Source organism: Amycolatopsis sp. NBC_00348 (assembly GCF_036114655.1).
Classification (GTDB): domain Bacteria; phylum Actinomycetota; class Actinomycetes; order Mycobacteriales; family Pseudonocardiaceae; genus Amycolatopsis.
On sequence record NZ_CP107994.1, the window covers coordinates 6946989 to 6970330 of the forward strand.

Here is a 23342-nt window from a genome sequence, read left to right on the forward strand (position 1 = left end):
GCACTTCAAGCTCAGCCGTGGTCCTCCAGCATCTCGGTGACCAGGGCGGCGATCGGCGAGCGCTCCGAGCGCGTCAGCGTGACGTGCGCGAAGAGCGGGTGGCCCTTGAGCTTCTCGATCACCGCCGAGACGCCGTCGTGCCGCCCGACCCGTAGGTTGTCGCGCTGGGCGACGTCGTGGGTGAGCACCACGCGCGACGCCGTGCCGAGGCGGGAGAGCACCGTCAGCAGGACGTTGCGCTCCAGTGACTGCGCCTCGTCGACGATGACGAACGCGTCGTGCAGCGAGCGGCCGCGGATGTGCGTCAGCGGCAGCACCTCGAGCATGCCGCGGTCGAACACCTCGTCCAGGACTTCCTGGCTGACCAGCGCGCCGAGGGTGTCGAACACCGCCTGCGCCCAGGGCTGCATCTTCTCGCTCTCGGACCCGGGCAGGTAGCCGAGGTCCTGTCCGCCGACCGCGTAGACCGGCCGGAACACCACGACCTTGCGGTGCTGCCGGCGTTCCATCACGGCTTCGAGCCCGGCGCACAGCGCGAGCGCCGACTTGCCGGTGCCGGCGCGGCCGCCGAGGGAGACGATGCCGACGTCGGCGTCGAGCAGCAGGTCGAGCGCGATGCGCTGCTCGGCGCTGCGGCCGTGCAGGCCGAACGCCTCGCGGTCGCCCCGGACCAGCCGGATGCGCTTGTCCGCCGTGATCCGCCCGAGCCCGCTGGAGCTGCCCGCGAGCAGCCGCAGCCCGGTGTGGCAGGGCAGCTCGGCGAGCTCGTCCAGGCCGTACTCGACCGGGTCGACGGTGCCGCCGCTGAAGAGCGTGTCCAGCACCTCGTGCTCGACGTCGACGTCCGCCATGCCCGTCCAGCCCGACGGCGTGACGTCCTGCGCGCGGTACTCGTCCGCCTCGAGGCCGACGGCCCCGGCCTTGACCCGCAGCGGGATGTCCTTGGTCACCAGCGTGACCGCCGGGAACTCCGCCGCCAGGTTGAGCGCGCAGGCGAGGATCCGGTGGTCGTTGGAGTCCGTCCGGAACCCGATCGGGAGCACCGTCGGGTCCGAGTGGTTCAGCTCCACCTGCAGCGTGCCGCCGTGGTCCCCGATGGGGAGCGGCGCGTCGAGCCTGCCGTGCTGCCGGCGCAGGTCGTCGAGCATGCGCAGGGATTCCCGGGCGAACCAGCCCAGCTCCGGGTGGTGGCGCTTCGCCTCCAGTTCACTGATGACGACCAGCGGAAGCACGACTGCGTGTTCGGCGAACCGGGTCACCGCCCACGGGTCCGAAAGGAGGACCGACGTGTCGAGCACGTACATGTGCTGCTGGGTTTGTGGCGAGGTCGAGGCTTTCTCCGGGCCAGGAACGGCACCGGTCGAAGAACGGCCAGAGGCCTTACGGGGTAAACGCTGCGCAGTCACGACGGCATCTCCCTCGAGGGCGTGTGCACCTCACGCCCGCACTCGCTGGGCCGGGCACCTCCCTGGCTGGACCACTCCGCCTGACGAGCTGTCAGGCGGCGCGGCCACGAGGGCCGGGTGCCGGCCCCCTCGTGCGTCTCGTGGGCGGCTGTGCCGCCCCCTCGATCACCGTCACGACCAGGGCCTCCCGCGAGGACCCGCACGGATCGCGTGCCCTCAACTCGGAAGGTACCTACGAATCGGTGATCGCGCAGGAAGCCAACCCGGTGATTCGCCAGATCGTCACCTCACTGTCGGTCGTCCGACATCAACGCCGGGTGACGGTGGCTCTGAGTAGTCGCCGTCTCGATCGATACCCACCCGCCCGAATGATCTTGGTCAATTCACTGACTCGGCGTATTTACAAGATCGGCTTCGGGGTTCTACCACGTTCGGTTGAGGAATGCATTTTGCGTAGCGAAGAGAGAACCGTACCGAGTGAAAGGCCCTGCATCGGGCTCACACAATGGGCGTACAAGACGTACGAGAAGCCCGATAAGCGAGTAATTTTTTGACTGCGGGACACACCACCGGTCCGCCGGTGCCCCGGATCCCAACAGTTCTACCTAGGAGTGTGCGAAGTGCTGAAGAAGGCTGGTTTCGTGGCCGCCACCGCTGCGGGCCTCATGATGATCGGCAGCACCGCGTTCGCCGCCACGACGAACGACCACGGCTACACCCCGGACCCGTCGTTCGGCGACGCCTACGCCACGTTCATCGAGGGTGGCGGCGCGCTCGGCTACGGCGCGGCGTCCCTGGTCGCCGGTGCCTACGCCGGTGTGCTGACCTCGCCGGCGCTGGTGCTGCACTCGCTGGAGCACCACCACCACTGAGTCAGGTCGCGCGCAAGGCCCCGGAGTCCGCTCCGGGGCTTTTCGCCGTTTCAGAGGTGCTCAGGAACCGAACCGGCGGTGCCGCCAGGCGTAGTCGCGGATCGCCCGCAGGAAGTCGACCCGGCGGAATGCCGGCCAATAAGCTTCGGTGAACCAGAATTCCGAATGCGCGGACTGCCAGAGCAGGAATCCGGAAAGGCGTTGTTCTCCGGAAGTGCGGATGATGAGATCCGGATCCGGCTGCCCCGAGGTGTAGAGGTGCTCGGAGATGTGGTCGACGTCGAGGATCTTCGCCAGCTCGTGAATGCTGGTGCCCTCGTCGGCGTGGTGGAGCAGCAGCTTGCGCACGGCATCCGCGATTTCCTGGCGCCCGCCGTAACCGACCGCGACGTTGACCTCCATGCCGGTGCGCCCTTCGGTGCGGGCGGCGGCTTCGCTGAGTCGCTTGGCGACTTCGGCGGGTAGCAGGTCGAGCGCCCCGACGATCCGGAGCCGCCACTGCGTGCCCGGCGCGGCGAGCTCGTCGGTGACGTCGGTGATGATCTTCAGCAGCGGTGTGAGCTCGTCCGGGTCGCGGTTGAGGTTGTCGGTCGAGAGCAGCCACATGGTGACGACCTCGACGTCGGCCTCGTGGCACCAGCTCAGGAAGTCCGCGATCTTCTTCGCGCCGGCCCGATGGCCGTCCGCGACGTCCGCGAAGCCCGCTTCACGCGCCCACCGGCGGTTGCCGTCGAGCATGATGGCGATGTGCCGGGGATGCCGGCCGCGGGCTTGCTGGATGAGGCGCCTGCCGTAGGCGCTGTACACGACGTCGGACAAGAAGGAGCGAACACTCACGTCGAGGAAGAGTACGCACCCGGTGTGAGGCGTGTGACTTGACCGCTGCCCGGGAACCCACGGTCCCCTAACCTGGTTGAGTGAGTGTGCAGACCGAACCCCCAGAGCCCGTAGTGGACCTGCGCCCCCGACTCCGGGGCCACATCCACTTCTGGACGTTCTTCGGCGCCCTCGCGGCGACGGCCGCGCTGATCACCCTGGCCGCGTCCACAGTGTCCGCGATCGCCACCCTGGCGGTGTCGATCTACGGCCTCACGATCCTGGGCCTGTTCGGCGTGAGCGCGCTGTACCACCGCCGGCTGTGGAGCCCCCGCGCGTACAAGTGGATGAAGCGCGCGGATCACTCGATGATCTTCCTGTTCATCGCGGGCACGTACACCCCGTTCACCCTGCTGGCGATGCCCAAGCCCACGGGCTACGTGGTCTTGTCGATCGTCTGGGGCGGCGCTGTTCTGGGCGTGGCGCTGAAGATGCTGTGGCCGCACGCACCGCGCTGGCTGGGCGTGCCGATCTACATCGCACTGGGCTACGTGGCGGTGTTCGTCTTCCCGGAACTGCTGTCCCACGCCGGAGTCGCGGCATTGGTGCTGCTGTGCGTGGGCGGGCTGTTCTACACACTGGGAGCGGCGTTCTACGGCTTCAAGTGGCCGAACCACTGGCCGGATACGTTCGGGTACCACGAGTACTTCCACGCGTGCACCGTGCTGGCGGCGATTTGCCACTACATCGCGATCTGGCTGGCCATGTACGCCTAGCTGAGTCCTGACGCACGCGTGGGGAGGGGACTCGCGAGAATCCCCTCCCCGCGACGTCAGCTCCACATTCCGGGTTCGTAGTCGCCCGCCGGGTTGCGGGCGATCACGTTCAACCGGTTCCAGGCGTTGATCGTCGCCACCAGGACTGTCAGTGCGCCGATCTGCTCGTCGTCGTAGTGCTTGCGGACCTCGGCCCAGGTTTCGTCCGTGACGCCGTGGTGGGTGTCCGCCAGGCGGGTGCCCTCCTCCGCCAGGGCCAGGGCCGCGCGCTCTGCCTCGGTGTAGACCGTTGCCTCGCGCCATGCCGCCACCAGGTTCAGGCGCAACGCCGTCTCGCCCTGGTGTGCCGCGTCCTTCGTGTGCATGTCCAGGCAGACGCCGCAGCCGTTGATCTGGCTGGCCCGGATCTTCACCAGCTCCTGCGTCGCCTTCGGGAGTGTCGACTCCTCTACCGGGCGGGACGCCGCGATCAGGCGCTTGACGAACTTGCCGGCGACCTCGTTCTCGAACAGGTTGATGCGCGCTTCCATGGTTTCCCTTTCGCCGTCCGGTTTCAGCAACCTTGACGAAGTGGCGCGCGCGGTTGTGACAGTGGTGCCGGTCACACGACCTGCCTCGCCGCCTCCCTCGCGGCCGCCGCCAGCTTGACCAGGAAACGCGCGAACTCCGACTCCTCCGCTCGGTTGCGCGGCGGCGCGAGCGTCACCGTCACCTCGCCGAGCTTCAGCACCACCGCCGGCAGCGGGTGGTCCCAGCCGACGAACTGCATCACGGCGTCCGCGTCGGCCGGGACGCGCCACATCACTTCGCACTCGTCCATGCCCTGTCTTTCCCAGCCGCCCGGGGTTACACACCTTCGCACCAACCCCGAGGCCGCGGATCGTGTCCCGGGCCACGGCCCTGACCTGCGGCGACACCTCGGACTTAGCCCGCGCGCGGTGCTTCAAACCCGCACCTTCGGGGGTCACCCACAGGGACACCACGACGGTTGCCGTGATCAAGGCCACGGCCGACCGTTGCCCCAGACACACTCAACGCGTGGAAGGAGCAGCACAGCGATGGCCAAGACCATGCAGCCCCAGGAGCTCATCGACAGTGCCGTCGTCGACCCGAACGGCCACAAGCTCGGGAAGGTCGGCAACGTCTACCTCGCCGACGCGACGCACCAGCCGGAGTGGATCACGGTGAAGACCGGCCTCTTCGGGACCAAGGAGAGCTTCGTCCCGCTTTCCGGTGCGCACACCGACCAGGACGGCGTGCACGTCCAGGTCGACAAGGACAGCGTCTCCGACGCGCCCCGCATCGACGCCGACGGCCACCTCTCGCCGGAGGAGAGCGCGCAGCTCTACAAGCACTACGGCCTGCCGGTGCCGCGGATGTCGCCCGACGGGCAGATGGACGACCGCGCAGCCCAGGGCAAGGGCACGGGCCGGGAGAAGTCCGGAATGGACAGTGCGGGGACCCGGCAGGCCGCCATGGGCGACGCCGGCCGCGGGCGGTCCGAAATGGACGGCCGGTCCGGGGTGGACGGACGGTCCGGGGTGGACGGCCGGGACAAGGCCGGTCGCGACAAGATGGGCCGCGACGACGACCGGACGATGACGCGCTCCGAGGAGCGGCTGAACGTCGGGACCGAGCAGGTCGAGACCGGGCGCGTGCGGCTGCGCAAGTACGTCGTCACCGAAGAGCAGCAGATCACCGTGCCGGTGAGCCACGAAGAGGTGCGCATCGAGCGCGAGCCGATCAAGGACGGCCGCGCCGGGCGGGCCGAGATCGGCGAAGACGAGCAGGACATCATCCTGCACGCCGAAAAGCCGGTCGTGAACAAGGAAACCGTCGCCGTCGAGCGGGCGCGCCTCAAGACCGAGACGGTCACCGAAGACCAGACGGTGTCCGGCAAGGTCCGCAAGGAGCAGTTCGAGGTCACCGACGACAACGGCAAGCACCGCAAGTCGTAACCCTGAGCGGGCGGCCGGCTCCCCGAAGCCGGCCGCCCGGGGTCACTCCGGGAACCGGGGCGGACGCGCATCGCGCGCCGCCCCCTTTTCGTCGGTACCGCAGGTCGGTACCGCAGGTCAGGACGTCAGCATCGGCGCGCGCAGGAACTGCTCCGGGATCGCGAACGCGTCCACCAGCGTCCGGGCGTGCGGCCGCAGCTCCGCGCACAGGCTGTTCACCGCCGCCGTCACGGCCTTCCCGCGGGACGCCGACAGGCGGCCGTGGCCCAGGAACCAGGCCAGGTCCTCTTCGATCGCCGACAGCGCGTACAGGTCGCAGACGCGCTCCAGCACCGAGCGGGCCTCCGGGTCCTCGCAGCGCTCGACGGCCGCGGCGAACGCCGTCAGGATCAGGCGCTCGACGTGCACCCGGCCGGCCCGCAGCACGTGGTCCTGGGCCGCGTTGAACACGCCGAACGGGTCGTCGCCCGCCTTGCGCAAGCGCTTCACCACGCCTTCGACGACGTGCTCTTCGCGGTCCTCGAACAGCCCGAGCTGCCAGTCGCGGCGGAAGAACACGTCCGAATCGGACGCCTCCGTGAGCCGCTCGAACGCCTTGCGGGCGGACGTGCGCTCCAGGACCGTGCTGACCACCTGCTCGGCGAAGAAGCGCGCCGTCGCCAGCGGGCTCAGGTCCTCGAAGTCCTGCTTGAAGCTGGTCAGCAGGCCCTTCGCGACCAGCTGCAGCAGCACCGTGTTGTCGCCCTCGAACGTCGTGAAGACGTCCGTGTCGGCCTTCAGCCCGGCCAGCAGGTTCTCCGAGAGGTAACCCGAGCCGCCGCACGCCTCGCGCGCGGTCTGGATCGTCGCCGTCGCGTGCCAGGTGTTCATGGCCTTCAGCCCCGCGGCCCGGGACTCCAGTTCGCGCTGCTCTTCCTCCGGCGCCGACGAATCGATGTCGTGCAGCTTCGAAACCAGCTCCTCCTGGGCGAAGTGCAGCGCGTACGTCTTCGCCAGCGCGGGCAGCAGTTTCCGCTGGTGCGCCAGGTAGTCGAGGATGACGACCTCGTCGCCGTCCGGTTTCGTGAACTGGTGGCGGACCTCGCCGTAGCGGACGGCCAGCGCCAGTGCGCGTTTCGTCGCGCTGCCCGCGCTGCCGCCGACGCTCACCCGGCCGCGGATCAGCGCGCCCAGCATCGTGAAGAAGCGGCGGCTGTCGCTCTCGATCGGGCTCGAGTACGCGCCGTCGTCGTCGACGTCGCCGAAGCGGTTCAGCAGGGCCTCACGCGGGATGCGGACGTTGTCGAAGCTCAGCCGGCCGTTGTCGACGCCGTTCAGGCCCGCCTTCGGGCCGCAGTCCTCGATGGACACTCCGGGCGCGGGATTGCCGTCCTCGTCCCGGATCGGCACCAGGAAGGCGTGCACGCCGCGGGATTCGCCGCCGGTGACCAGCTGCGCGAACACCACCGCCATCCGGCCGTCGCGGGCCGCGTTACCGATGTACTCCTTCTTGGCCATGGTGTCCGGTGTGTGCACCACGAACCCACCGTCCACAAAGGTCGCGGTGGTCCGCAGGTGCTGGACGTCGGAACCGTGGCCGTGCTCGGTCATCGCGAAGCAGCCGAGCAGGTCGAGGGTCATGGTGTCACGCAGGTACTTCGCGTGGTGCCGCTCGGTGCCCAGCAGCTGGACGGCGCCGCCGAACAGTCCCCATTGGACACCGGCCTTCACCATCAGCGACAGGTCGCCGAAACCGAGCATCTCGAACGACGTCACCGAGCCGCCGACGTCACCGCCCCCGCCGTAGGCCGGGTCGAAACCCAGCCCGGGCCGGTCGGTCGCGGCGAGCGCGCGCAGCTGGTCGAGCACCTGGGCGCGGTGGGCCTCGATGTCGAGGTCGATCGGGTCACGGAACTCCGAGCCGCTCATCTCGGCGCGCACGCCGCGGCGCAGCTCGGCCCAGCGGCCGTCGAGGACGGCGGTCAGCGCGTCCGGATCCACCTTCGCGGGCACATTGGGCACGTCCACGGCTTCCTCCGAAAAGTACTTGCTACTCGTTAGTAGTCAGCGTGCCCCAGCCGCGCGGATCCCGCAGGTTCAGATCACCCTTGCGTGGTCCACGGAACACCTGTAATCATCGGATCATGTCGATTCGAAAGGGCGTGCGCGCCCTGGTGCGTTGAGCACCCCGCGGCGGGAACCCCGCCGCATCCCCGTCCCGGGCGACGTTTCCCGGGTCCCCGAAATCCGCGATGAGTGGCTGCGCCACGCGCTGAGCACCGAACCCGCCGAGCGCGGGACCGCGGAAGCCGTCATCAGCGAGCTGTACGCGCTGGCCGGGCAGTCGCCACCCGAGTTCGTCCGGGTCAGTTCGCCCGCGGCCGCCGTCGCGCTGATCCCGCCCGCGCGAACGCTTTCGCTCGGCGGTGACCTGCCGGTCGAAGGGCGGATCGCGACGCTGGTGACGTCCTTGCGCGAGCGGCTCGACCAGTACATCGGGGCCTGGCGAAACCGGTACCGGCAGCCTGATCCGCCACGCGACGGCGCTTCGGTGCGTGAATTCCTCAACAACGGTGTCGCGCCCGCGTTGCGCCGGACGATCCGGGACTCCGTCGCCGGGGCGCTGCGCGGCGAGCTCGCGACGTCGTCCGGCCTGCACTGGTACGGCCAGCAGGACGCCTACTGGGTCGCGCACTACGACCTCCACCAGCGCGTCGACGGCGTGCGGTTCGCCGCCGACGACGTCGCGCAGCTGGATCTGTGGGCCACGCTCGCCCGGTCCTGCGGCTGGTGGTGGCCCCGCGAAAACGTTTGCGTCGTCGCCGACCGGCCGCTCGTCGTGCGCACCGAGCAGCTGCCGTCGGACTACGGCGAAGCCCGGCTGCACAACGGGAACGGGCCGGCGCTGGCGTTCCCCGACGGCTGGACCGTGCACGCGTGGCACGGGACGCGGGTGCCGCCGTGGGTGATCGACGCGCCCACCGCGGACCGGATCACCGGCGAGCGCAACGTCGAAGTGCGCCGCTGCGCCATCGAGCACGTGGGCTGGACGGCGTTCATCGAGGACGCCGGCCTGCGGCTCCTCGCCCGCGCCGACGATCCCGGCAACCCCGGCTCGGAACTGCTGCTCTACGACGCGTGGCCGGAACCGTGGCGGACCCCGGCGCGCTGGCTGCTGGCGGTGAACGGCTCCGTCGAGCGCGACGGCACCCGTCGTCGTTACGGACTGCGCGTCCCCGCCGGATTCGACCATCCCCTCGACGCCGCCGGCTGGACGTACGGGCTCAGCGGAGCCCAGTACGCGCAGCTGAGCCGTCGGACCTGAACCCCAAAAGGTGATCCCATGTATCTCGCGGAACTGCTCGACCACACCGGACTCGACGTCCTCGGCCACCTCGACCGGCAGGTCGCCGTGCCGGTCATCGACGGCCTCCAGGCCCAGGGCGACCTGATCGTCGTCCCGCAGGAGATGACCGGCGTCGACGCCCGGGGCTGGCGCTCGCTGCCCGACGAGGGCATCGAACTCGTGCGGGGCGAAGACGGCAACAACCCGCACACCCTCGTCGCCGACCACGGCTCGTGCCGGCTGACGACCTGGGTGAGCGACCCCGAAAACCTCGCGATCGCGGTGGTGCGCAACGCCCTGCCGGTGTACCTCGTGCACCCGGAGCACGGGGCGACCGGCATCGCCCCGGGCTGCTGGGTCGTGCGCCGGCAGCGCGAGGCGGGCTTCGGGTTCCGGAAGGCGATCCTGGTCGCCGACTGACGGCGAGTGGCGGGGTGCCGCCGAGGGGGCAGCACCCCGCCACTCGCCGCCGGGGTTGGCGTGTCGCCATCGCCGCTCAGGCCAGGTCCGGGCCCTTCGTGCGCAGGTCGTCGACCTTGGTCATGGCTTCCCGCAGGTCGCCTAGCCAGCTGTCGGCGTGCTCGCCGACCAGGCGCACGGCCCAGGCCAGCGCCTCCGACCGCGAGCGCGCGACACCGGCGTCGACGAGTGTGTCGAGCACCAGGCGTTCCGGCTGCCGGAGCCGGGTCATCACCGGCGCCGAGTGGGTGGTGAACAGCGCGGTCGTGCCGCCGAGCTTGGCGCCCCAGGCGACTTTGCGCTGGTAGCGGTGCTCGGCCTGGCGCGCGATCTCGATGCGCGCGTCGCGCGTCTCCTCGCGGAACCGGCTGATCCGGCCGTCCTCGGCCGCGGCGCGGGCCGCGTCGTCGGCGTGCTCTTCGGTCAGCGCCGGCAGCTCGCCGACCAAGATGATCTCTTCCCGGTCGACCGTGACTTCCGGCGCTCCGGTGAACCAGCCGTCGGGCAGGCGCCCGCCGAACCAGGCCGCCGCGTCGTCCGCCGACGGCACCTCGGCCTGCTGCCAGCCGCGGCCGCCGCCTCTCCAGCCTCGTCCCATGTCGCACCTCCGATTACATGATTACAACGCAACCGACGCTACGCCGGAAACACGCGAACGTGGACGTCGTTCACCCAGAGCGCAAAGCGGCACTTTCACGTGAAAGTGACGGTCAGAGCTGGGCGGCGAGGGCTTCCGGGGTGGTGACCGGACGGTCGCAGACGTAGCCGCGGCAGACGTACGCCGCCGCGGCGCCCTCGACCAGCGGGCGGTCGGCCAGCAGCGGGACGCCCGGGGCGTCCGGCTCACCCGCCAGCACGATGCCGCCGCCGTGGACGCCGCGGGCCGCCGCGAGGCGCAACGCCGGGTCGGCACCGACCACCGCGACCTGCACCGGACCGGCCTGCATCGCCTCCGCGACCGACAGCCAGTGCCCGGTGAACCGCGGCGCCCGGCCGGCGAGCACCCCGACCCGGCGCACCGCCTGCTCCGCAGCCTCGCGATAACGCGACGCGCTTTCGTGGCCCGCGAGCGCGGACGCCGTCAGCAGCGCGCCGGCCAGCGCCGACGCTCCCGCCGGGCTCGCGTTGTCCCCCGGGTCGGCCGGGCGCTGGACCAGCGTCTCGGCGTCGTCGGCGGTGTCGAAGTACGCGCCCGGGACGTCCGGGGACGCGAAGTGCGTCAGGGCCAGGTCGAGCAGCCGGGTCGCCTCGGTGAGCCACTTCGCCTCGCCCGTGGCCTGGTGCAGCGCCAGAAAACCGTCGGCGACGCAGGCGTAGTCCTCCAGCACGCCCGCCGACTCGCCGACGACGCCGTCGCGCGAGCTGCGGCGCAGGCGGCCGTCGACGACGTGGACGCGCAGCAGCAGCTCGGCCGCGTCGACCGCCCACTGGATCCACTGTGGACGATCGAGCGCGACGCCCGCCTCGGCCAGTGCCGTGATCACCAGGCCGTTCCAGGACGCGATCACCTTGTCGTCCCGGCCCGGCTGCGGCCGCTTCGCGCGCTCGTCGAGGAGCGTGTACCGGATGTCCTCGAACGGCGTGTCCGCGAGCAGGCGCAACGTCGACGCGCCATCCTCGAAGGTGCCCTCGGGTGTGACGCCGAACAGGTCGGCCGCCACCTTGCCGTCCTCGTCGCCGAGCACCTCGCGCAGCTGCGCCGGCGTCCAGACGTACGTCAGGCCTTCGACGCCTTCGGTGTCCGCGTCCAGCGACGACGCGAAACCACCCTGAGGTGTCCGCAGTTCCGCGGCGAGGAACTCGGCCGTCCCGGTGGCGACGCGCGATCCGGTCCGCGAGCCGGTGCGGCGGGCGAGGTGGGCGTAGAAGCGCAGCAGCAACGCGTTGTCGTACAACATCTTCTCGAAGTGCGGCACGATCCACTCGGCGTCCACGGAGTACCGCGCGAAGCCGCCGGCGAGCTGGTCGTACAGCCCGCCGCGCGCCATCGCCTCCGCCGTCGAGTCCGCCAGGAACAGCGCGGCCTCGGAGCCGGTGCGCTCGTAGTGGCGCAGCAGGAACTCCAGCACCATCGACGGCGGGAACTTCGGCGCGCGGCCGAACCCGCCGTTGACCGGATCGGCGTCCCCCTGCAGCTTTTCGACGGCGGCCGCGAGCACTGCGTCGTCCACAATGGACTCCTGCAGCGGCCCGGTCTGCTCGGCGATGTGCGCGACGATCTGCTTCGCGCCCTCCAGCAGCTCGTCGGGCCGTTCCCCCCACGCTTCGCTGACGGCGCCGAGCAGCTGCCGGAACGACGGCATGCCCGGCCGCGGCGTCGGCGGGTAGTAGGTGCCGCAGTGGAACGGCTCGCCGTCCGGGGTGAGGAAGCAGGTCATCGGCCAGCCGCCCTGCCCGGTCATCGCCTGCGTGGCGGCCATGTAGACGGCGTCGATGTCCGGCCGCTCCTCGCGGTCGACCTTGATGTTGACGAAGTTCTCGTTCATCACGGCGGCGGTTTCGGCGTCTTCGAACGACTCGTGCGCCATGACGTGGCACCAGTGGCACGCGGCGTAGCCCACGGAAAGCAGGATCGGCACGTTCCGCCGGCGGGCTTCGGCGAGCGCGTCCGCGCCCCACTGCCACCAATCGACCGGGTTCTCCGCGTGCTGGAGCAGGTACGGGCTGGTCGCGCTGGCGAGGCGGTTCATGCCTTCAGGGTCGCACTCCGGAAAACCGGGCGCGCGGTCACCGGGGCGTCAGCCACACTTGCGCGGTGCTGTTGACCATCTCGACCACCCGTACCCCCGCCACCGACCTGGGCTTCCTCCTGCACAAGCATCCGGAGAAGGCCCAGTCGGTCGCGCTCTCCGCCGGCACCGCGCACGTCTTCTACCCCGAGGCGATGCCGGAGAAGTGCACCGCCGCGTTGTTCGTCGACATCGACGCGATCGAGCTCGTGCGCGGCGGCGGGACGTCGTTGACGCAGTACGTCAACGACCGGCCCTACGCCGGTGGCTCGTACCTCGCGGTGGCGCTGCGGGCGGCGTTCACGACGGCGCTCGCCGGGCGCTGCGCCGCGCGTCCCGAGCTGGTCGACGAGGCCTTCGACCTGGAGGTCCACGTGCCGTCGCTGTCCGCGCGCGGTGGGGCCGAGGTCGTCCACAAGCTGTTCGAGCCGCTCGGCTGGCGCGTCACGGCCACGCCGATCCCGCTCGACCCGGAGTTCCCGCGGTGGGGCGAGAGCCGTTATGTCGACCTGCGGCTCGCCGGCACCCAGCGCGTCGCCGACGCGCTGCGCCACCTCTACGTCCTGCTGCCCGCGCTCGACGGCGACAAGCACTACTGGGTCGGCCAGGACGAGGCCGACAAGCTGCTGCGCGCCGGCGAGGGCTGGCTCGGCGGGCACCCCGAGCGGACGCTCATCACCAACCGCTACTTGGAGCGACGCCGTCCGGTCGTGAACTACGCGCTGTCGCGGCTCGCCGAGGCGGACGACGTCCCGGCCGAGGCCGAAGCCCTGGTCACCGAGGTTCCCGACCGGCCCGAACCGCTGTCCACGCAGCGGCACGGCAGCGTGCTCGCCGCGCTCCGGGCCGCCGGCGCCCAGCGCGTCCTCGACCTCGGCTGCGGTCCCGGCGCGCTGCTGCGCGTGCTCGAGAAGGAGCCGTCGTTCACCGAGATCGTCGGCGTCGACGTCTCCGCGAGGGCCCTCGACATCGCGGAGAAGCGGCTCAAGGACCGCAGCCGCGTGACGCTGCGCCAGTCCGCGCTGACCTACGCCGACCCGGCGCTGGCCGGGTACGACGCGGCCGTGCTGATGGAGGTCGTCGAGCACGTCGACGAAGAGCGCCTGCCGGCCCTGGAGCACGCGGTGTTCGGGGTCGCGGCGCCGCGCACGGTGCTCGTCACGACGCCCAACGCGGAGTACAACCGGCTGTTCGAATTCCTCCCGATGGGGCATTTCCGGCACGCCGATCACCGGTTCGAATGGACCCGGGCGGAGTTCCGCGAGTGGGCGGACGGCGTCGCGGCCCGCAACCGCTACGCCGTTCGTTACCTGCCGGTCGGACCGGAGGACCAGGATTCAGGACCGCCGACCCAGATGGCGGTCTTCACGACCAGTGACAAGGAGGTGGCCGCGTGAAGCTGACCGTTCCCGAGATGTCCCTCGTCGTGCTCGTCGGCGCTTCCGGCTCCGGCAAGTCGACGTTCGCGCGCACGCACTTCGCGCCGACCCAGGTGCTCTCCAGCGACTTCTTCCGCGGGCTCGTCGCCGACGACGAGAACGACCAGTCCGCGTCCGCCGACGCCTTCGACACGCTGCACTACGTCGCGGGCAAGCGGCTCGCGGCCGGGCGGCTGACCGTCATCGACGCGACGAACGTCCAGCGCGCGTCGCGGGCGAGCCTGGTGAAACTCGCGAAGGAGCACGACGTGCTGCCGACGGCGATCGTGCTCGACCTGCCGCTGGGCGTGTGCGCGGCGCGCAACGCCGGGCGGCCCGACCGCGACTTCGGCGAGCACGTGATCCGGCGGCAGCGCGGTGAGCTGCAGCGGTCGCTGAAGTCGTTGGAGCGTGAGGGTTTCCGGCGCGTGCACGTGCTGCGCGGCGAGACCGAGGTGGCCGAGGCGGAGATCGCCGTCGAGCCGCTGCGCAACGACAAGCGCGAGCTGACCGGACCGTTCGACGTGATCGGCGACGTCCACGGCTGCGCGGCCGAGCTGGAAGAACTGCTGGCCGAGCTGGGCTACGCCGACGGCGTGCACCCCGACGGGCGGACCGCGGTGTTCGTCGGCGACCTCGTCGACCGCGGGCCGGACACCCCGGGCGTGCTGCGGCGCGTCATGGGAATGGCCTCGTCGGGGAACGCCCTGGTCGTCTGCGGGAACCACGAGCAGAAGCTGGTGCGCGCGCTGCACGGGCGGAAGGTCAACGTCGCGCACGGGCTCGCCGAGTCGCTGGAACAGCTCGGCGCCGAGACCGAGGAGTTCCGCCGTCAGGCGCACGAGTTCTGCGACGGCCTGATCGCGCACTACGTCCTCGACGGCGGCAAGCTCGTCGTCGCGCACGCCGGGCTGCCCGAGCGCTACCACGGGCGCGCGTCCGGGCGGGTCCGCAGCATGGCGCTCTACGGCGACACGACCGGCGAGACCGACGAGTACGGCCTGCCGGTGCGGCTGCCGTGGGCGCGCGACTACCGCGGGTCCGCGATGGTCCTCTACGGGCACACGCCGACGCTGGAACCGGAGTGGGTCAACAACACCATGTGCCTCGACACCGGGGTCGTCTTCGGCGGGAAGCTGACGGCGCTGCGGTACCCGGAGCGCGACGTCGTCTCGGTGAAGGCGCACCAGGTCTGGTACGAGCCGACCAAGCCGCTCGACGCGTCGCGGCCGCTCGGCGGGCGTGAGCCTGCCGTGCTGGAGCTGGCCGACGTCACCGGCAAGCGGGTCGTGCAGACCATGCAGCACGGCCGGGTCGGCGTCTCGGCGGAGCAGTCGGCCGCGGCGCTGGAGGTGATGAGCCGGTTCGCGGTGGACCCGCGCTGGCTCGCCTACCTGCCGCCGACGATGGCGCCGTGTTCGACGTCTTCGCGCGAGGATTACCTGGAGTACCCGGACGAGGCGTTCGCCGAGTACCGCGCGGCCGGCGTGCAGTCGGTGCTGTGCCAGGAGAAGCACATGGGCTCGCGGGCCGTCGTGCTCGTGTGCCGGGACGACGACGTCGCCTACAAGCGCTTCGGGGTCCAGGGCGGCGGAGCGGTGTACACACGCACCGGACGGCCGTTCTTCTCGACGGCGCAGAATCTCGAGCTGCTGGCCGAGTTGCGTTCCGCGGCGGCCGGGCTGTTCGAGGAGCTGGCCAGCGGCTGGCTGCTGCTCGACGCCGAGCTGCTGCCCTGGAGCGCGAAGGCGGGTTCGCTGATCTCGAACCAGTACGCGTCGGTCGGCGCGGCCGCCCAGGCCGTGCTGCCCGCCGCCGTCTCCGCGCTGGCGACGGCGGCCGCACGCGGCATCGACGTCACGGACCTGCTGGCGCGGACGGCGTCGCGGGAGTCCACTGTGGACTCCTACCGGGCGGCGTACCGGCGTTACTGCTGGCCGACGACGGGGTTGGACGGCGTCCGGCTGGCGCCGTTCCAGCTGCTGGCCTCGGAAGGCGCGAGCTACCACGACCGGCCGCACTCGTGGCACCTGTCGGTGCTGGAGAAGCTGGCCGGACCGCGGTTCCAGCGCACCCGGACGCTGGCGGTGGACGTCCTCGACGAGACGTCGGTCGCCGCGGGCGTCGCGTGGTGGGAGGAGCTGACGGCCGCGGGCGGCGAGGGCATGGTCGTCAAGCCGGCGGCCAACCTGACCCGCGGCGCGCGCGGGCTGGCGCAGCCGGGGGTGAAGGTGCGCGGGCGCGAGTACCTGCGGATCATCTACGGCCCGGACTACACCCTGCCGGAGAACCTCGAGCGGCTGCGCAAGCGGGGGCTCAACCGCAAGCGGATGCTGGCCCTGCGGGAGTACGCGCTCGGGCTGGAGGCACTGGAGCGCGTCGCGCGGGGTGAGCCGCTGTGGCGGGTCCACGAGTGCGTCTTCGCGGTGCTGGCGCTGGAGTCGGACCCGGTGGACCCGCGGCTCTAGTGGTCGCGGGCCGCCGGCCGTTTGACGCTGGAACAGGCGTTCGGCGATGGAGGATCGCTGTGCGGCCCCTCCCTCCGGTCGTACGCTCGGGGTGATGACCGGCTCGGCGACCTGCGTCCGCCCTGGCCCGCTGACGGCCGCGGCGGTCGTCGGTGCGGCCGCGACGGCGTGGGGGCAGTACGCGTCCGGTGACCTGCGGGCCTACGACGTCCTCGCCGGGCTGCTCGGCTGCGCGCTCGTGCCGCTGGTGTTCCGCCGACCGGTGCGGAGCACGCTCGCGCTGGCGGTGCTGGCCGTCCTGTCGCCGCTCGCGACGCCGCCCGCTGTGCTCGGCGTGCTGCAGGTCGCGCGGTCACGGCCGTGGAGCCACGCGGTCGCCGTCGCCGTGGCCGGTGTCGCGGCCCACGCCCTGCGCGGCCTGTGGCGGCCGACCGACGGCCCGCCGGGGCTCGTCGAGGAGTCCCGCGCGGTCGGCACGGCGGTGCAGGTGACCGGCGAGGTCGGCGGGGTGCCGGGGATGGCGAGGCGCACGGCCTACCGCGTCGTCCAGGAAGCACTGACGAACGCCCGCAAGCACGCGCCGGGCCAGCCGGTGCGGATCGCGCTGGGCGGGGAGGCCGGGGCCCGGCTGGAGATCGACGTCACCAACCCGCTCGGCCCGGCCGGGGATCCCCAGCGGGTGGCCGGGCACGGGCTCGTCGGCCTCACCGAGCGCGTCCGGCTGGCCGGCGGGCAGCTCGACCACCAGCGGACCGGCGGCGAGTTCCGGCTGCGGGCCTGGCTGCCGTGGCCGCGATGACCCGGTTGCTGCTGGTGGACGACGACCTCGTCCGCGCCGGGCTGACGCTGATGCGCGGCCGAACCCGCCGGAAGTGATCGTGCTGACGACGTTCGACACGGACGAGAACGTGCTGCTGACCCTGCGCGCCGGGGCGAGCGGGTTCCTGCTGAAGGACGCGGCGGCTGATGGACCGCGCGGCGACCGAGGCCGGCACCTACGAGCGGGCCACGCGGGCGCTGTCCGCGCTGAGCCCGCGGGAGCAGGAGGTCGCCGACGGCCGCACCCGGATCGCCCTGCTGACGCACGACGCGGGGCGGTGCTGACGCGGGTCAGTCGGCCTTGGCGGGCGAGGTGTCCCCGGCCGCCTTCTGCTCCACGACCGGCTCGGCCTCGGACTTGGCGGGCTCGCCCGCGGCCGGAGCCGGCTCGGCCGTCTCGGCCGGTTCGTCGAAGCTGGCCGGGACGCGCTTGAGGTGCTTCGTCATCGAGCGGACCAGGAACGCCACCGCGATGAGGAACAGGATCAGCACCAGGAAGCCGACCGGAGAAGACTTGCCGAAGTCCTCCCCCTGCCCGCCGTTGTCGCCGTTGCCGGGTTGCTGCGCCAGCACCACTGCCGACGCGGTCACCGGAAGCGCCACGACGGCCGGCAGCGTCAGACTCATGTGTTCACCTTCTCCTTGATGCCGGCGAACAGGTCATCCTCCGGCAACGTGCTGTCCACCTGCGACTTGACCAGCTCGTACTCTTCGGTCGGCCAGATCGCCCGCTGGATCTCCAAGGGGACGAAGAACCAGCGGCTGTTCGGGTCGATCTGCGTGGCGTGCGCCTTCAGCGCCTCGTCCCGCGCCTCGAAGTATTCACCGCACTCGACGCGGGTCGTCACCCGCTCCATCACATCGGCCCGGTCGGGGTCCCACTTCGCCAGCCACTCGGTGTACGGCGACTCGAGCCCGGCCTCCTTCAAGGCGGCGTCGAAGGCGACCATCCGGGCCTTCGAGAACCCGTGCATGTAGTACAGCTTCAGCGGCTGCCACGGCTCGCCGGCGTCGGGGAAGCGGTCCGGGTCGGCCGCCGCGTCCCACGCCGCCATCGACACCTCGTGGGTGCGGATGTGGTCGGGGTGCGGGTAGCCGCCGTTCTCGTCGTAGGTGGTGATGACGTGCGGGCGGAACTCCCGGATCACGCGCACCAGCGCCTCGGTGGACTCCTCCAGCGGCACCACCGCGAACGAGCCCTCGGGCACCGGCGGCAGCGGGTCGCCCTCCGGCAGGCCGGAGTCGACGAAGCCCAGCCAGCGCTGGCTCACACCGAGGATCTTGGCCGCGCGGGCCATCTCCTCCCGGCGGACCTCGCTCATGTTCGCCAGCACCTCGGGACGGTCCATCGCGGGGTTCAGGATGCTCCCCGCTTCACCCCCGGTGCACGTGACGACCAGCACCTCGTGGCCCTCGGCGGCGTAGCGCGCCATGCTGGCGGCGCCCTTGCTGGACTCGTCGTCCGGGTGCGCGTGCACGGCCATCATGCGCAGGCGCGGCCCGGCGGTGTTCCTCAGCTCGTCAGCTTCCACCATGCTCCGAACGACTCCCTTTCCACCCTTATTCCGCATCCGCACCGGGACCCACCTGCGGGCCGCCCACCCGGCCAGCGGATACTCGATCCCGTAGGCGGTACCCGTGCCGGACGACACCCATTGTCCCCAGGGGTACGACGAGTTCGAGCAGGAGGCCCCGGGTTGGCAGGCGGACCGGCGGAAACGGTCGTCGGGAGCAGCGCGTCGGCGCTCCCCGAAGGCCGCTACGGCACCGACCGCGCACCCACCTCCCGGCGCTGGCGGCGCTGGTTGTTCCTGGCCATCGCCCTGGTCGTCAGCGGGGTGGTCGCGTACGTCGCCTACGTCAACCTCGGGTCCGCGCCGATCGACGCCGAGCGCGTCGCCTTCAGCGGCAAACCGGGCAACGCGATGGAAATCACCCTCAACGTGACCCGCGACGACAACAACCGGCCGGGCGTGTGCGTCGTCCGCGTCCGCGACAAGACCGGCGCCGAGAGCGGCCGCAAAGAGCTCCTGATCCCCGCCGGCGCGAAGTACAGCACCATCACCACCACGATCAAGAGCATCGGGGCTCCGGTGACCGCCGACGTGTACGGCTGCTCGTACGACATACCACGGTACCTGTCAACCCCATAGCGGCCAACGGGGTGAACCGCGCGCTCAACGCCCACGACGCGCGGAAATAAGGGGCTTGGCCCTGTCCTGCCGTGATAGTCTGACCCCTCAGCACGGCCCACGACGGGCCGTGTTTTTCCTTTATCTCAGCCACGCGGGCACCTAGGCCCGTGTGGGCCGGCTTGAACACGCAAGCCTGGCAGGCCCGACGAGGAGATGGTGACCGTGAGCGACACCAAGGTGACCTGGCTGACCCAGGATGCCTACGACCGGCTCAAGACCGAGCTCGACGAGATGATCGAGAATCGGCCGGTTATCGCCGCGCGCATCAACGACAGCCGCGAAGAGGGCGACCTCAAGGAGAACGGCGGCTACCACGCCGCCCGTGAGGAACAGGGCCAGGCCGAGGCACGCATCCGGCACCTGCAGGAGCTGCTGCGCGGGGCCAAGGTCGGCGAGGCGCCGGCCAACGACGGCACCGCCGGCCCGGGCAAGGTGCTGACCGTCCGGTACGACGGTGACGACGACGAGGAGAAGTTCCTGCTCGCCACCCGCGAAGAGGGCGCCGAGGGCGGCCTCGACGTCTACTCCCCCGAGTCGCCGCTGGGCAAGGCCCTGCTCGGCGCCAAGGAGGGCGAGTCGCGCGAGTACGAACTGCCGAACGGCAAGTCCCAGAAGGTGACCCTCGTCAAGGCCGTTCCCTACAGCGACGGCAAGTAGCGGTCCGGGCGCGCCCGGTTCATCCGTCGCCGGGCGCGCGTCCCCGCAGCTAGCGTGTCCTCCCAGGAGCCACATTCCGGGAGGACGTCAGTGAGCACGGAACCGATCTGCCAGGCCTGCGGCATGCAGTACGCCGAGGCCCGGGACAACTGCCCGGTCTGCGAGGACGAACGCCAGTACGTCCCGGCGGCCGGGCAGCAGTGGACGAACCTGGCCGCACTCCGCGCGAGCGGTACTTACACTCCGCGCGTCGAGGAACAGGGCCCCGGCATCGTCGGCGTCGGCTCGAACCCCGGGTTCGCGATCGGCGAACGCGCCCTGCTGGTGCAGGCGGAGTCCGGCAACTTCCTCTGGGACTGCGCGGCGTACCTCGACGACGCGCTCGTCGAGCGGGTCCGCGCCCTCGGCGGCATCACCGGCATCGCGATCAGCCACCCGCACTACTACACGACGATGGTCGAGTGGGCGCACGCATTCGACGCGCCGATCTACCTCCACGAAGGCGATCAGCAGTGGATCGGCCGGCCCGATCCGTCGGTGGAGCTGTGGTCCGGCACGACCCTGGACGTCGCTCCCGACCTGCGGCTGATCAACCTGGGCGTCCACTTCGACGGCGGCACGGTCCTGCACTGGCCGGCGGGCGAAGCGGGCCGCGGCGCGTTGCTGTCGGGCGACATCGTGCAGGTGATCCCCGACCGCACGCACGTCGGCTTCATGTACAGCTACCCGAACCTCGTCCCGGAGCGCCCGCACATCGTCCGCCGCGCGGCGGAACTGCTGGCGGGCTACCGGTTCGAGGCGATCTACGGCGCGTGGTGGGACGCGATCGTGCGCACCGACGGCTTCGAGGTCGTGCAGCGCTCGGCGAAGCGTTACCTGACCCAGATCATCGACGAAGGCTGACGCTCGTCCCGGGTCGTGAGTGGTTAGGGCGGTTAGAACCGCCCTAACCACTCACGACCGGGCGGTGCGTTCCAGCAGGGGGCGGACGCGCGGCGGGACCGGCGTCGACAGCGCGATCGACGTCGACGTCCGCTGGACGTCCGGGACGCCGACCACCTCGTCGATCACCCGCTGCAGGTCGTCGTTGCCCCGCGCCACCATGCGGACGAACAAGTCGCCCTGGCCCGTCGTCGCGTGGACTTCGCAGACCTCGTCGATCGCCGCGAGGGCCTGCGCCACCTCCGCGCGGCGGCCCTGCGCTATCTCGATCACCGCGAACGCCGTGAGGCCGTAGCCCATCGCCGCCAGGTCGAGCTCCGGCGGGAACCCGCCGAGGATGCCGCGCTCGGCCAGGCGGTCGAGGCGCGCCTGGACCGTGCCGCGGGCCACCCCGAGGCGGCGGGCGCACTCCAGCACCCCCAGCCGCGGGGTGTCCGTGAGCAACAGCAGCAGCCGCGCGTCCAATGCGTCGAGGTTCTCCGACATTGCCCTCTTCCCTGCACAAGTTGTCCATGATGACAGCCGATGTCCCGCAGACACCGATCATATTGTCCAGCAAAAACTGAGACCATTGCACATCTTGCCTCACCAGGCGGATCCTTCGAGGTATGACCCAGACTGCCGAACCCCACCAGGGTGCCCTCGACGACGTCAGCTACGACCAGCTGCGTCAGCTCGTCGGCCTCGTCGACCACGACGCCTCGACAGACCCGTTCCCGGTCAAGGCCATGGACGCGGTCGTGTTCATCGCCGGCAACGCGACCCAGACCGCCTGGTACTACCAGATCGCGTTCGGGATGCAGCTCGTCGCCTACTCCGGCCCCGAGACGGGGAACTTCGAGCGCAAGTCCTACGTGCTCAAGTCCGGCTCGGCCCGGTTCGTCATCACCGGTGGCGTGCGGCCGGACTCGGCGCTGCTCGAGCACCACCGCAAGCACGGCGACGGCGTCATCGACCTGGCGCTGGAGACCACCGACGTCGACAAGTGCATCGAGCACGCCCGCGCGCAGGGCGCGACCGTGCTCGAGGAGCCGCACGACGTCTCCGACGAGCACGGCACCGTGCGCGTCGCCGCGATCGCGACCTACGGCGAAACCCGCCACTCGCTGGTCGACCGGTCGCGCTACACCGGCATCTACCTGCCCGGCTACGAGCCGCGCGAGAGCACCGTCAAGCGGCCCGAAGGCGCGCCGAAGCGGCTGTTCCAGGCCGTCGACCACTGCGTCGGCAACGTCGAGCTCGGCAAGATGGACTACTGGGTCGACTGGTACCACCGCGTCATGGGCTTCGTGAACATGGCGGAGTTCGTCGGCGACGACATCGCGACCGAGTACTCGGCCCTGATGAGCAAGGTCGTCTCGAACGGCAACCACCGGGTGAAGTTCCCGCTGAACGAGCCCGCCGTGGCGAAGAAGAAGTCGCAGATCGACGAGTACCTCGAGTTCTACGGCGGCGCGGGCTGCCAGCACATCGCGCTGGCCACCAACGACATCATCGCCACGGTCACCGCGATGCGCGCCGCCGGCGTCGAGTTCCTGGACACCCCGGCGTCGTACTACGAGGACCCGGAGCTGCGCGCCCGGATCGGCAACGTCCGCGTGTCGATCGAGACGCTCAAGGAGCACAGCATCCTCGTCGACCGCGACGAGGACGGCTACCTGCTGCAGATCTTCACCAAGCCGATCGGCGACCGGCCGACCGTGTTCTACGAGCTCATCGAGCGCCACGGTTCGCTCGGCTTCGGCAAGGGCAACTTCAAGGCCCTGTTCGAAGCCATCGAGCGTGAACAGGACCGCCGCGGCAACCTCTGAGCCGCGATACGACCAAAGGCCACCATCGGGCACCTCCGGGTCCCCTATGGTGGCCTTTGGTGTGTTCACGGAACCGCGAGCGGCTCCGATCCGTCAGTGTGGAGACGGCGACAGGGAGGGCCGGGATGCCGGACAGCGTCGACGCGAGCGACGAGATGATCGACAACTGGACCAAGCGGCTCGAGGACAACGCCGCGCGGTACCAGGCGCTGGCCGATCGCATGCAGGGCCAGACGATCACCGAGCGGTCGAAGGACGGCCTCGTCACGGTGACGGTCGATTCGCGCGGCCTGCTGAAGAACCTCGTCATCGCGGAGTCCGCCGCCGGCGCCAAGCGGATGGCCGAGGTCTCGGCGCAGGTGATGCAGCTGGTGCAGCGCGCGCAGGCGCGGATCCCGGAGCTGCTGCAGCAGGCCATGACCGAGACCACCGGCACGGGTGACCAGGCCGCCGTGGAGATCGTCCGCGAGGCGCAGAGCACGTTCCCGCAGCCGCCGCCGGAGCCCGAACCCGCGTTCCCGGAACCCGACCGCGTCCGCCGGTTCCTGCCCGACGACAACGAAGAGCAGCCGCCGCGCACTCCGCCGGCACCACCGCAGCCGCCGGCACCGCAGCCGCCGCAGCCCCGGCGTCGTCGTCCGGCCGACAACGAAGATGACGACGACTTCGGCGGCCCGATCCTTTCCTGAGG

General features: G+C 70.8%; 24 protein-coding genes. 14 read left to right on the forward strand and 10 right to left on the reverse strand.

The features are described 5' to 3' along the window. Window positions 1–11: 11 nt before the first annotated feature. Window positions 12–1304 carry a PhoH family protein gene (locus OHS58_RS30260; protein ID WP_247057643.1) on the reverse strand — a complete coding sequence of 431 codons (1293 nt, stop codon included), beginning with the start codon at window positions 1302–1304 and terminating at the stop codon, window positions 12–14. Window positions 1305–2026: 722 nt separating this feature from the next. Between OHS58_RS30260 and OHS58_RS30265 the strand changes: the two genes are divergently transcribed. Further along, window positions 2027–2278: a hypothetical protein gene (locus OHS58_RS30265; RefSeq protein WP_326957871.1), complete on the forward strand. Its 252-nt coding sequence runs from the start codon at window positions 2027–2029 to the stop codon at window positions 2276–2278. A gap of 60 nt (window positions 2279–2338) precedes the next feature. On the opposite strand, the gene OHS58_RS30270 is transcribed toward OHS58_RS30265, so the two are convergent. Further along, window positions 2339–3115 (reverse strand): isoprenyl transferase, encoded by a 777-nt coding sequence (locus OHS58_RS30270; RefSeq protein WP_256475555.1) that lies wholly within the window; start codon window positions 3113–3115, stop codon window positions 2339–2341. A gap of 113 nt (window positions 3116–3228) precedes the next feature. Between OHS58_RS30270 and trhA the strand changes: the two genes are divergently transcribed. Next, window positions 3229–3870: a PAQR family membrane homeostasis protein TrhA gene (gene trhA / locus OHS58_RS30275; RefSeq protein WP_371827657.1), complete on the forward strand. Its 642-nt coding sequence runs from the start codon at window positions 3229–3231 to the stop codon at window positions 3868–3870. A 56-nt stretch (window positions 3871–3926) separates the two neighbouring features. Here the strand turns inward: trhA and OHS58_RS30280 are convergent, their stop codons facing one another. Next, window positions 3927–4400 (reverse strand): carboxymuconolactone decarboxylase family protein, encoded by a 474-nt coding sequence (locus OHS58_RS30280; RefSeq protein ID WP_328644784.1) that lies wholly within the window; start codon window positions 4398–4400, stop codon window positions 3927–3929. Between the two features lie 71 nt (window positions 4401–4471). Continuing rightward, a complete protein-coding gene (locus OHS58_RS30285; protein ID WP_247057662.1) occupies window positions 4472–4690 on the reverse strand; it encodes a hypothetical protein in 219 nt (72 codons plus the stop codon). Between the two features lie 238 nt (window positions 4691–4928). Here OHS58_RS30285 and OHS58_RS30290 point away from each other — a divergent pair, with 238 nt between their 5' ends. Further along, window positions 4929–5828, forward strand: coding sequence for a PRC and DUF2382 domain-containing protein (locus tag OHS58_RS30290; protein ID WP_328644785.1), 900 nt, complete (start codon window positions 4929–4931; stop codon window positions 5826–5828). Window positions 5829–5945: 117 nt separating this feature from the next. On the opposite strand, the gene OHS58_RS30295 is transcribed toward OHS58_RS30290, so the two are convergent. Continuing rightward, complete coding sequence (locus tag OHS58_RS30295) at window positions 5946–7835, reverse strand: acyl-CoA dehydrogenase family protein (protein ID WP_328644786.1); 1890 nt, start codon at window positions 7833–7835, stop codon at window positions 5946–5948. Between the two features lie 151 nt (window positions 7836–7986). Between OHS58_RS30295 and OHS58_RS30300 the strand changes: the two genes are divergently transcribed. Both OHS58_RS30300 and OHS58_RS30305 read left to right on the forward strand, forming a co-directional pair. Then, window positions 7987–9132 carry a DUF6745 domain-containing protein gene (locus OHS58_RS30300; RefSeq protein ID WP_328644787.1) on the forward strand — a complete coding sequence of 382 codons (1146 nt, stop codon included), beginning with the start codon at window positions 7987–7989 and terminating at the stop codon, window positions 9130–9132. Window positions 9133–9150: 18 nt separating this feature from the next. Then, the gene (locus OHS58_RS30305; RefSeq protein WP_247057671.1) at window positions 9151–9573 is read left to right on the forward strand and encodes a hypothetical protein; all 423 of its coding nucleotides are present in this window, start codon (window positions 9151–9153) and stop codon (window positions 9571–9573) included. 76 nt (window positions 9574–9649) lie between these two features. Here OHS58_RS30305 and OHS58_RS30310 read toward each other — a convergent pair whose 3' ends face one another. Together OHS58_RS30310 and OHS58_RS30315 are read right to left on the reverse strand one after the other, a co-directional pair. Next, window positions 9650–10210: a hypothetical protein gene (locus OHS58_RS30310; protein WP_326944360.1), complete on the reverse strand. Its 561-nt coding sequence runs from the start codon at window positions 10208–10210 to the stop codon at window positions 9650–9652. A 112-nt stretch (window positions 10211–10322) separates the two neighbouring features. Next, the gene (locus OHS58_RS30315; protein WP_328644788.1) at window positions 10323–12302 is read right to left on the reverse strand and encodes a thioredoxin domain-containing protein; all 1980 of its coding nucleotides are present in this window, start codon (window positions 12300–12302) and stop codon (window positions 10323–10325) included. A 65-nt stretch (window positions 12303–12367) separates the two neighbouring features. Here OHS58_RS30315 and OHS58_RS30320 point away from each other — a divergent pair, with 65 nt between their 5' ends. The 4 genes from OHS58_RS30320 (at window position 12368) to OHS58_RS30340 (ending at window position 17331) form a co-directional block, all read left to right on the forward strand. After that, a complete protein-coding gene (locus OHS58_RS30320) occupies window positions 12368–13738 on the forward strand; it encodes a 3' terminal RNA ribose 2'-O-methyltransferase Hen1 (RefSeq protein WP_328644789.1) in 1371 nt (456 codons plus the stop codon). Then, a complete protein-coding gene (locus tag OHS58_RS30325) occupies window positions 13735–16227 on the forward strand; it encodes a polynucleotide kinase-phosphatase (RefSeq protein WP_328644790.1) in 2493 nt (830 codons plus the stop codon). Before OHS58_RS30320 ends, OHS58_RS30325 begins: the two co-directional genes overlap by 4 nt. Before the next feature lie 94 nt (window positions 16228–16321). Beyond that, the gene (locus OHS58_RS30330; protein ID WP_328644791.1) at window positions 16322–17026 is read left to right on the forward strand and encodes a sensor histidine kinase; all 705 of its coding nucleotides are present in this window, start codon (window positions 16322–16324) and stop codon (window positions 17024–17026) included. 167 nt (window positions 17027–17193) lie between these two features. Continuing rightward, on the forward strand, window positions 17194–17331 hold the full coding sequence (locus OHS58_RS30340; protein WP_328644792.1) for a hypothetical protein: 138 nt from the start codon (window positions 17194–17196) through the stop codon (window positions 17329–17331). A 6-nt stretch (window positions 17332–17337) separates the two neighbouring features. Here OHS58_RS30340 and OHS58_RS30345 read toward each other — a convergent pair whose 3' ends face one another. Both OHS58_RS30345 and mca read right to left on the reverse strand, forming a co-directional pair. Then, on the reverse strand, window positions 17338–17673 hold the full coding sequence (locus OHS58_RS30345; protein WP_326944365.1) for a hypothetical protein: 336 nt from the start codon (window positions 17671–17673) through the stop codon (window positions 17338–17340). Further along, the gene (gene mca, locus OHS58_RS30350) at window positions 17670–18581 is read right to left on the reverse strand and encodes a mycothiol conjugate amidase Mca (RefSeq protein WP_326944366.1); all 912 of its coding nucleotides are present in this window, start codon (window positions 18579–18581) and stop codon (window positions 17670–17672) included. The genes OHS58_RS30345 and mca overlap by 4 nt, the downstream gene beginning before the upstream one ends. A 162-nt stretch (window positions 18582–18743) precedes the next feature. Here mca and OHS58_RS30355 point away from each other — a divergent pair, with 162 nt between their 5' ends. From OHS58_RS30355 to OHS58_RS30365, 3 genes are all read left to right on the forward strand, one after another. Next, a complete protein-coding gene (locus OHS58_RS30355; protein WP_326944367.1) occupies window positions 18744–19199 on the forward strand; it encodes a DUF4307 domain-containing protein in 456 nt (151 codons plus the stop codon). A 195-nt stretch (window positions 19200–19394) separates the two neighbouring features. Next, window positions 19395–19898 (forward strand): transcription elongation factor GreA, encoded by a 504-nt coding sequence (gene greA, locus OHS58_RS30360; protein WP_247057692.1) that lies wholly within the window; start codon window positions 19395–19397, stop codon window positions 19896–19898. A 90-nt stretch (window positions 19899–19988) separates the two neighbouring features. Then, a complete protein-coding gene (locus OHS58_RS30365) occupies window positions 19989–20801 on the forward strand; it encodes an MBL fold metallo-hydrolase (protein ID WP_328644793.1) in 813 nt (270 codons plus the stop codon). A 51-nt stretch (window positions 20802–20852) separates the two neighbouring features. Here OHS58_RS30365 and OHS58_RS30370 read toward each other — a convergent pair whose 3' ends face one another. Further along, window positions 20853–21326, reverse strand: a complete 474-nt coding sequence (locus OHS58_RS30370; protein ID WP_326944369.1) for an Lrp/AsnC family transcriptional regulator — start codon at window positions 21324–21326, stop codon at window positions 20853–20855. A 122-nt stretch (window positions 21327–21448) separates the two neighbouring features. On the opposite strand from OHS58_RS30370, the gene hppD reads away from it, so the two are divergent. Continuing rightward, on the forward strand, window positions 21449–22651 hold the full coding sequence (hppD, locus tag OHS58_RS30375) for a 4-hydroxyphenylpyruvate dioxygenase (protein ID WP_326944370.1): 1203 nt from the start codon (window positions 21449–21451) through the stop codon (window positions 22649–22651). Window positions 22652–22776: 125 nt separating this feature from the next. Next, window positions 22777–23340 carry a YbaB/EbfC family nucleoid-associated protein gene (locus OHS58_RS30380; RefSeq protein WP_328644794.1) on the forward strand — a complete coding sequence of 188 codons (564 nt, stop codon included), beginning with the start codon at window positions 22777–22779 and terminating at the stop codon, window positions 23338–23340. The last annotated feature ends 2 nt before the right edge of the window (window positions 23341–23342 follow it).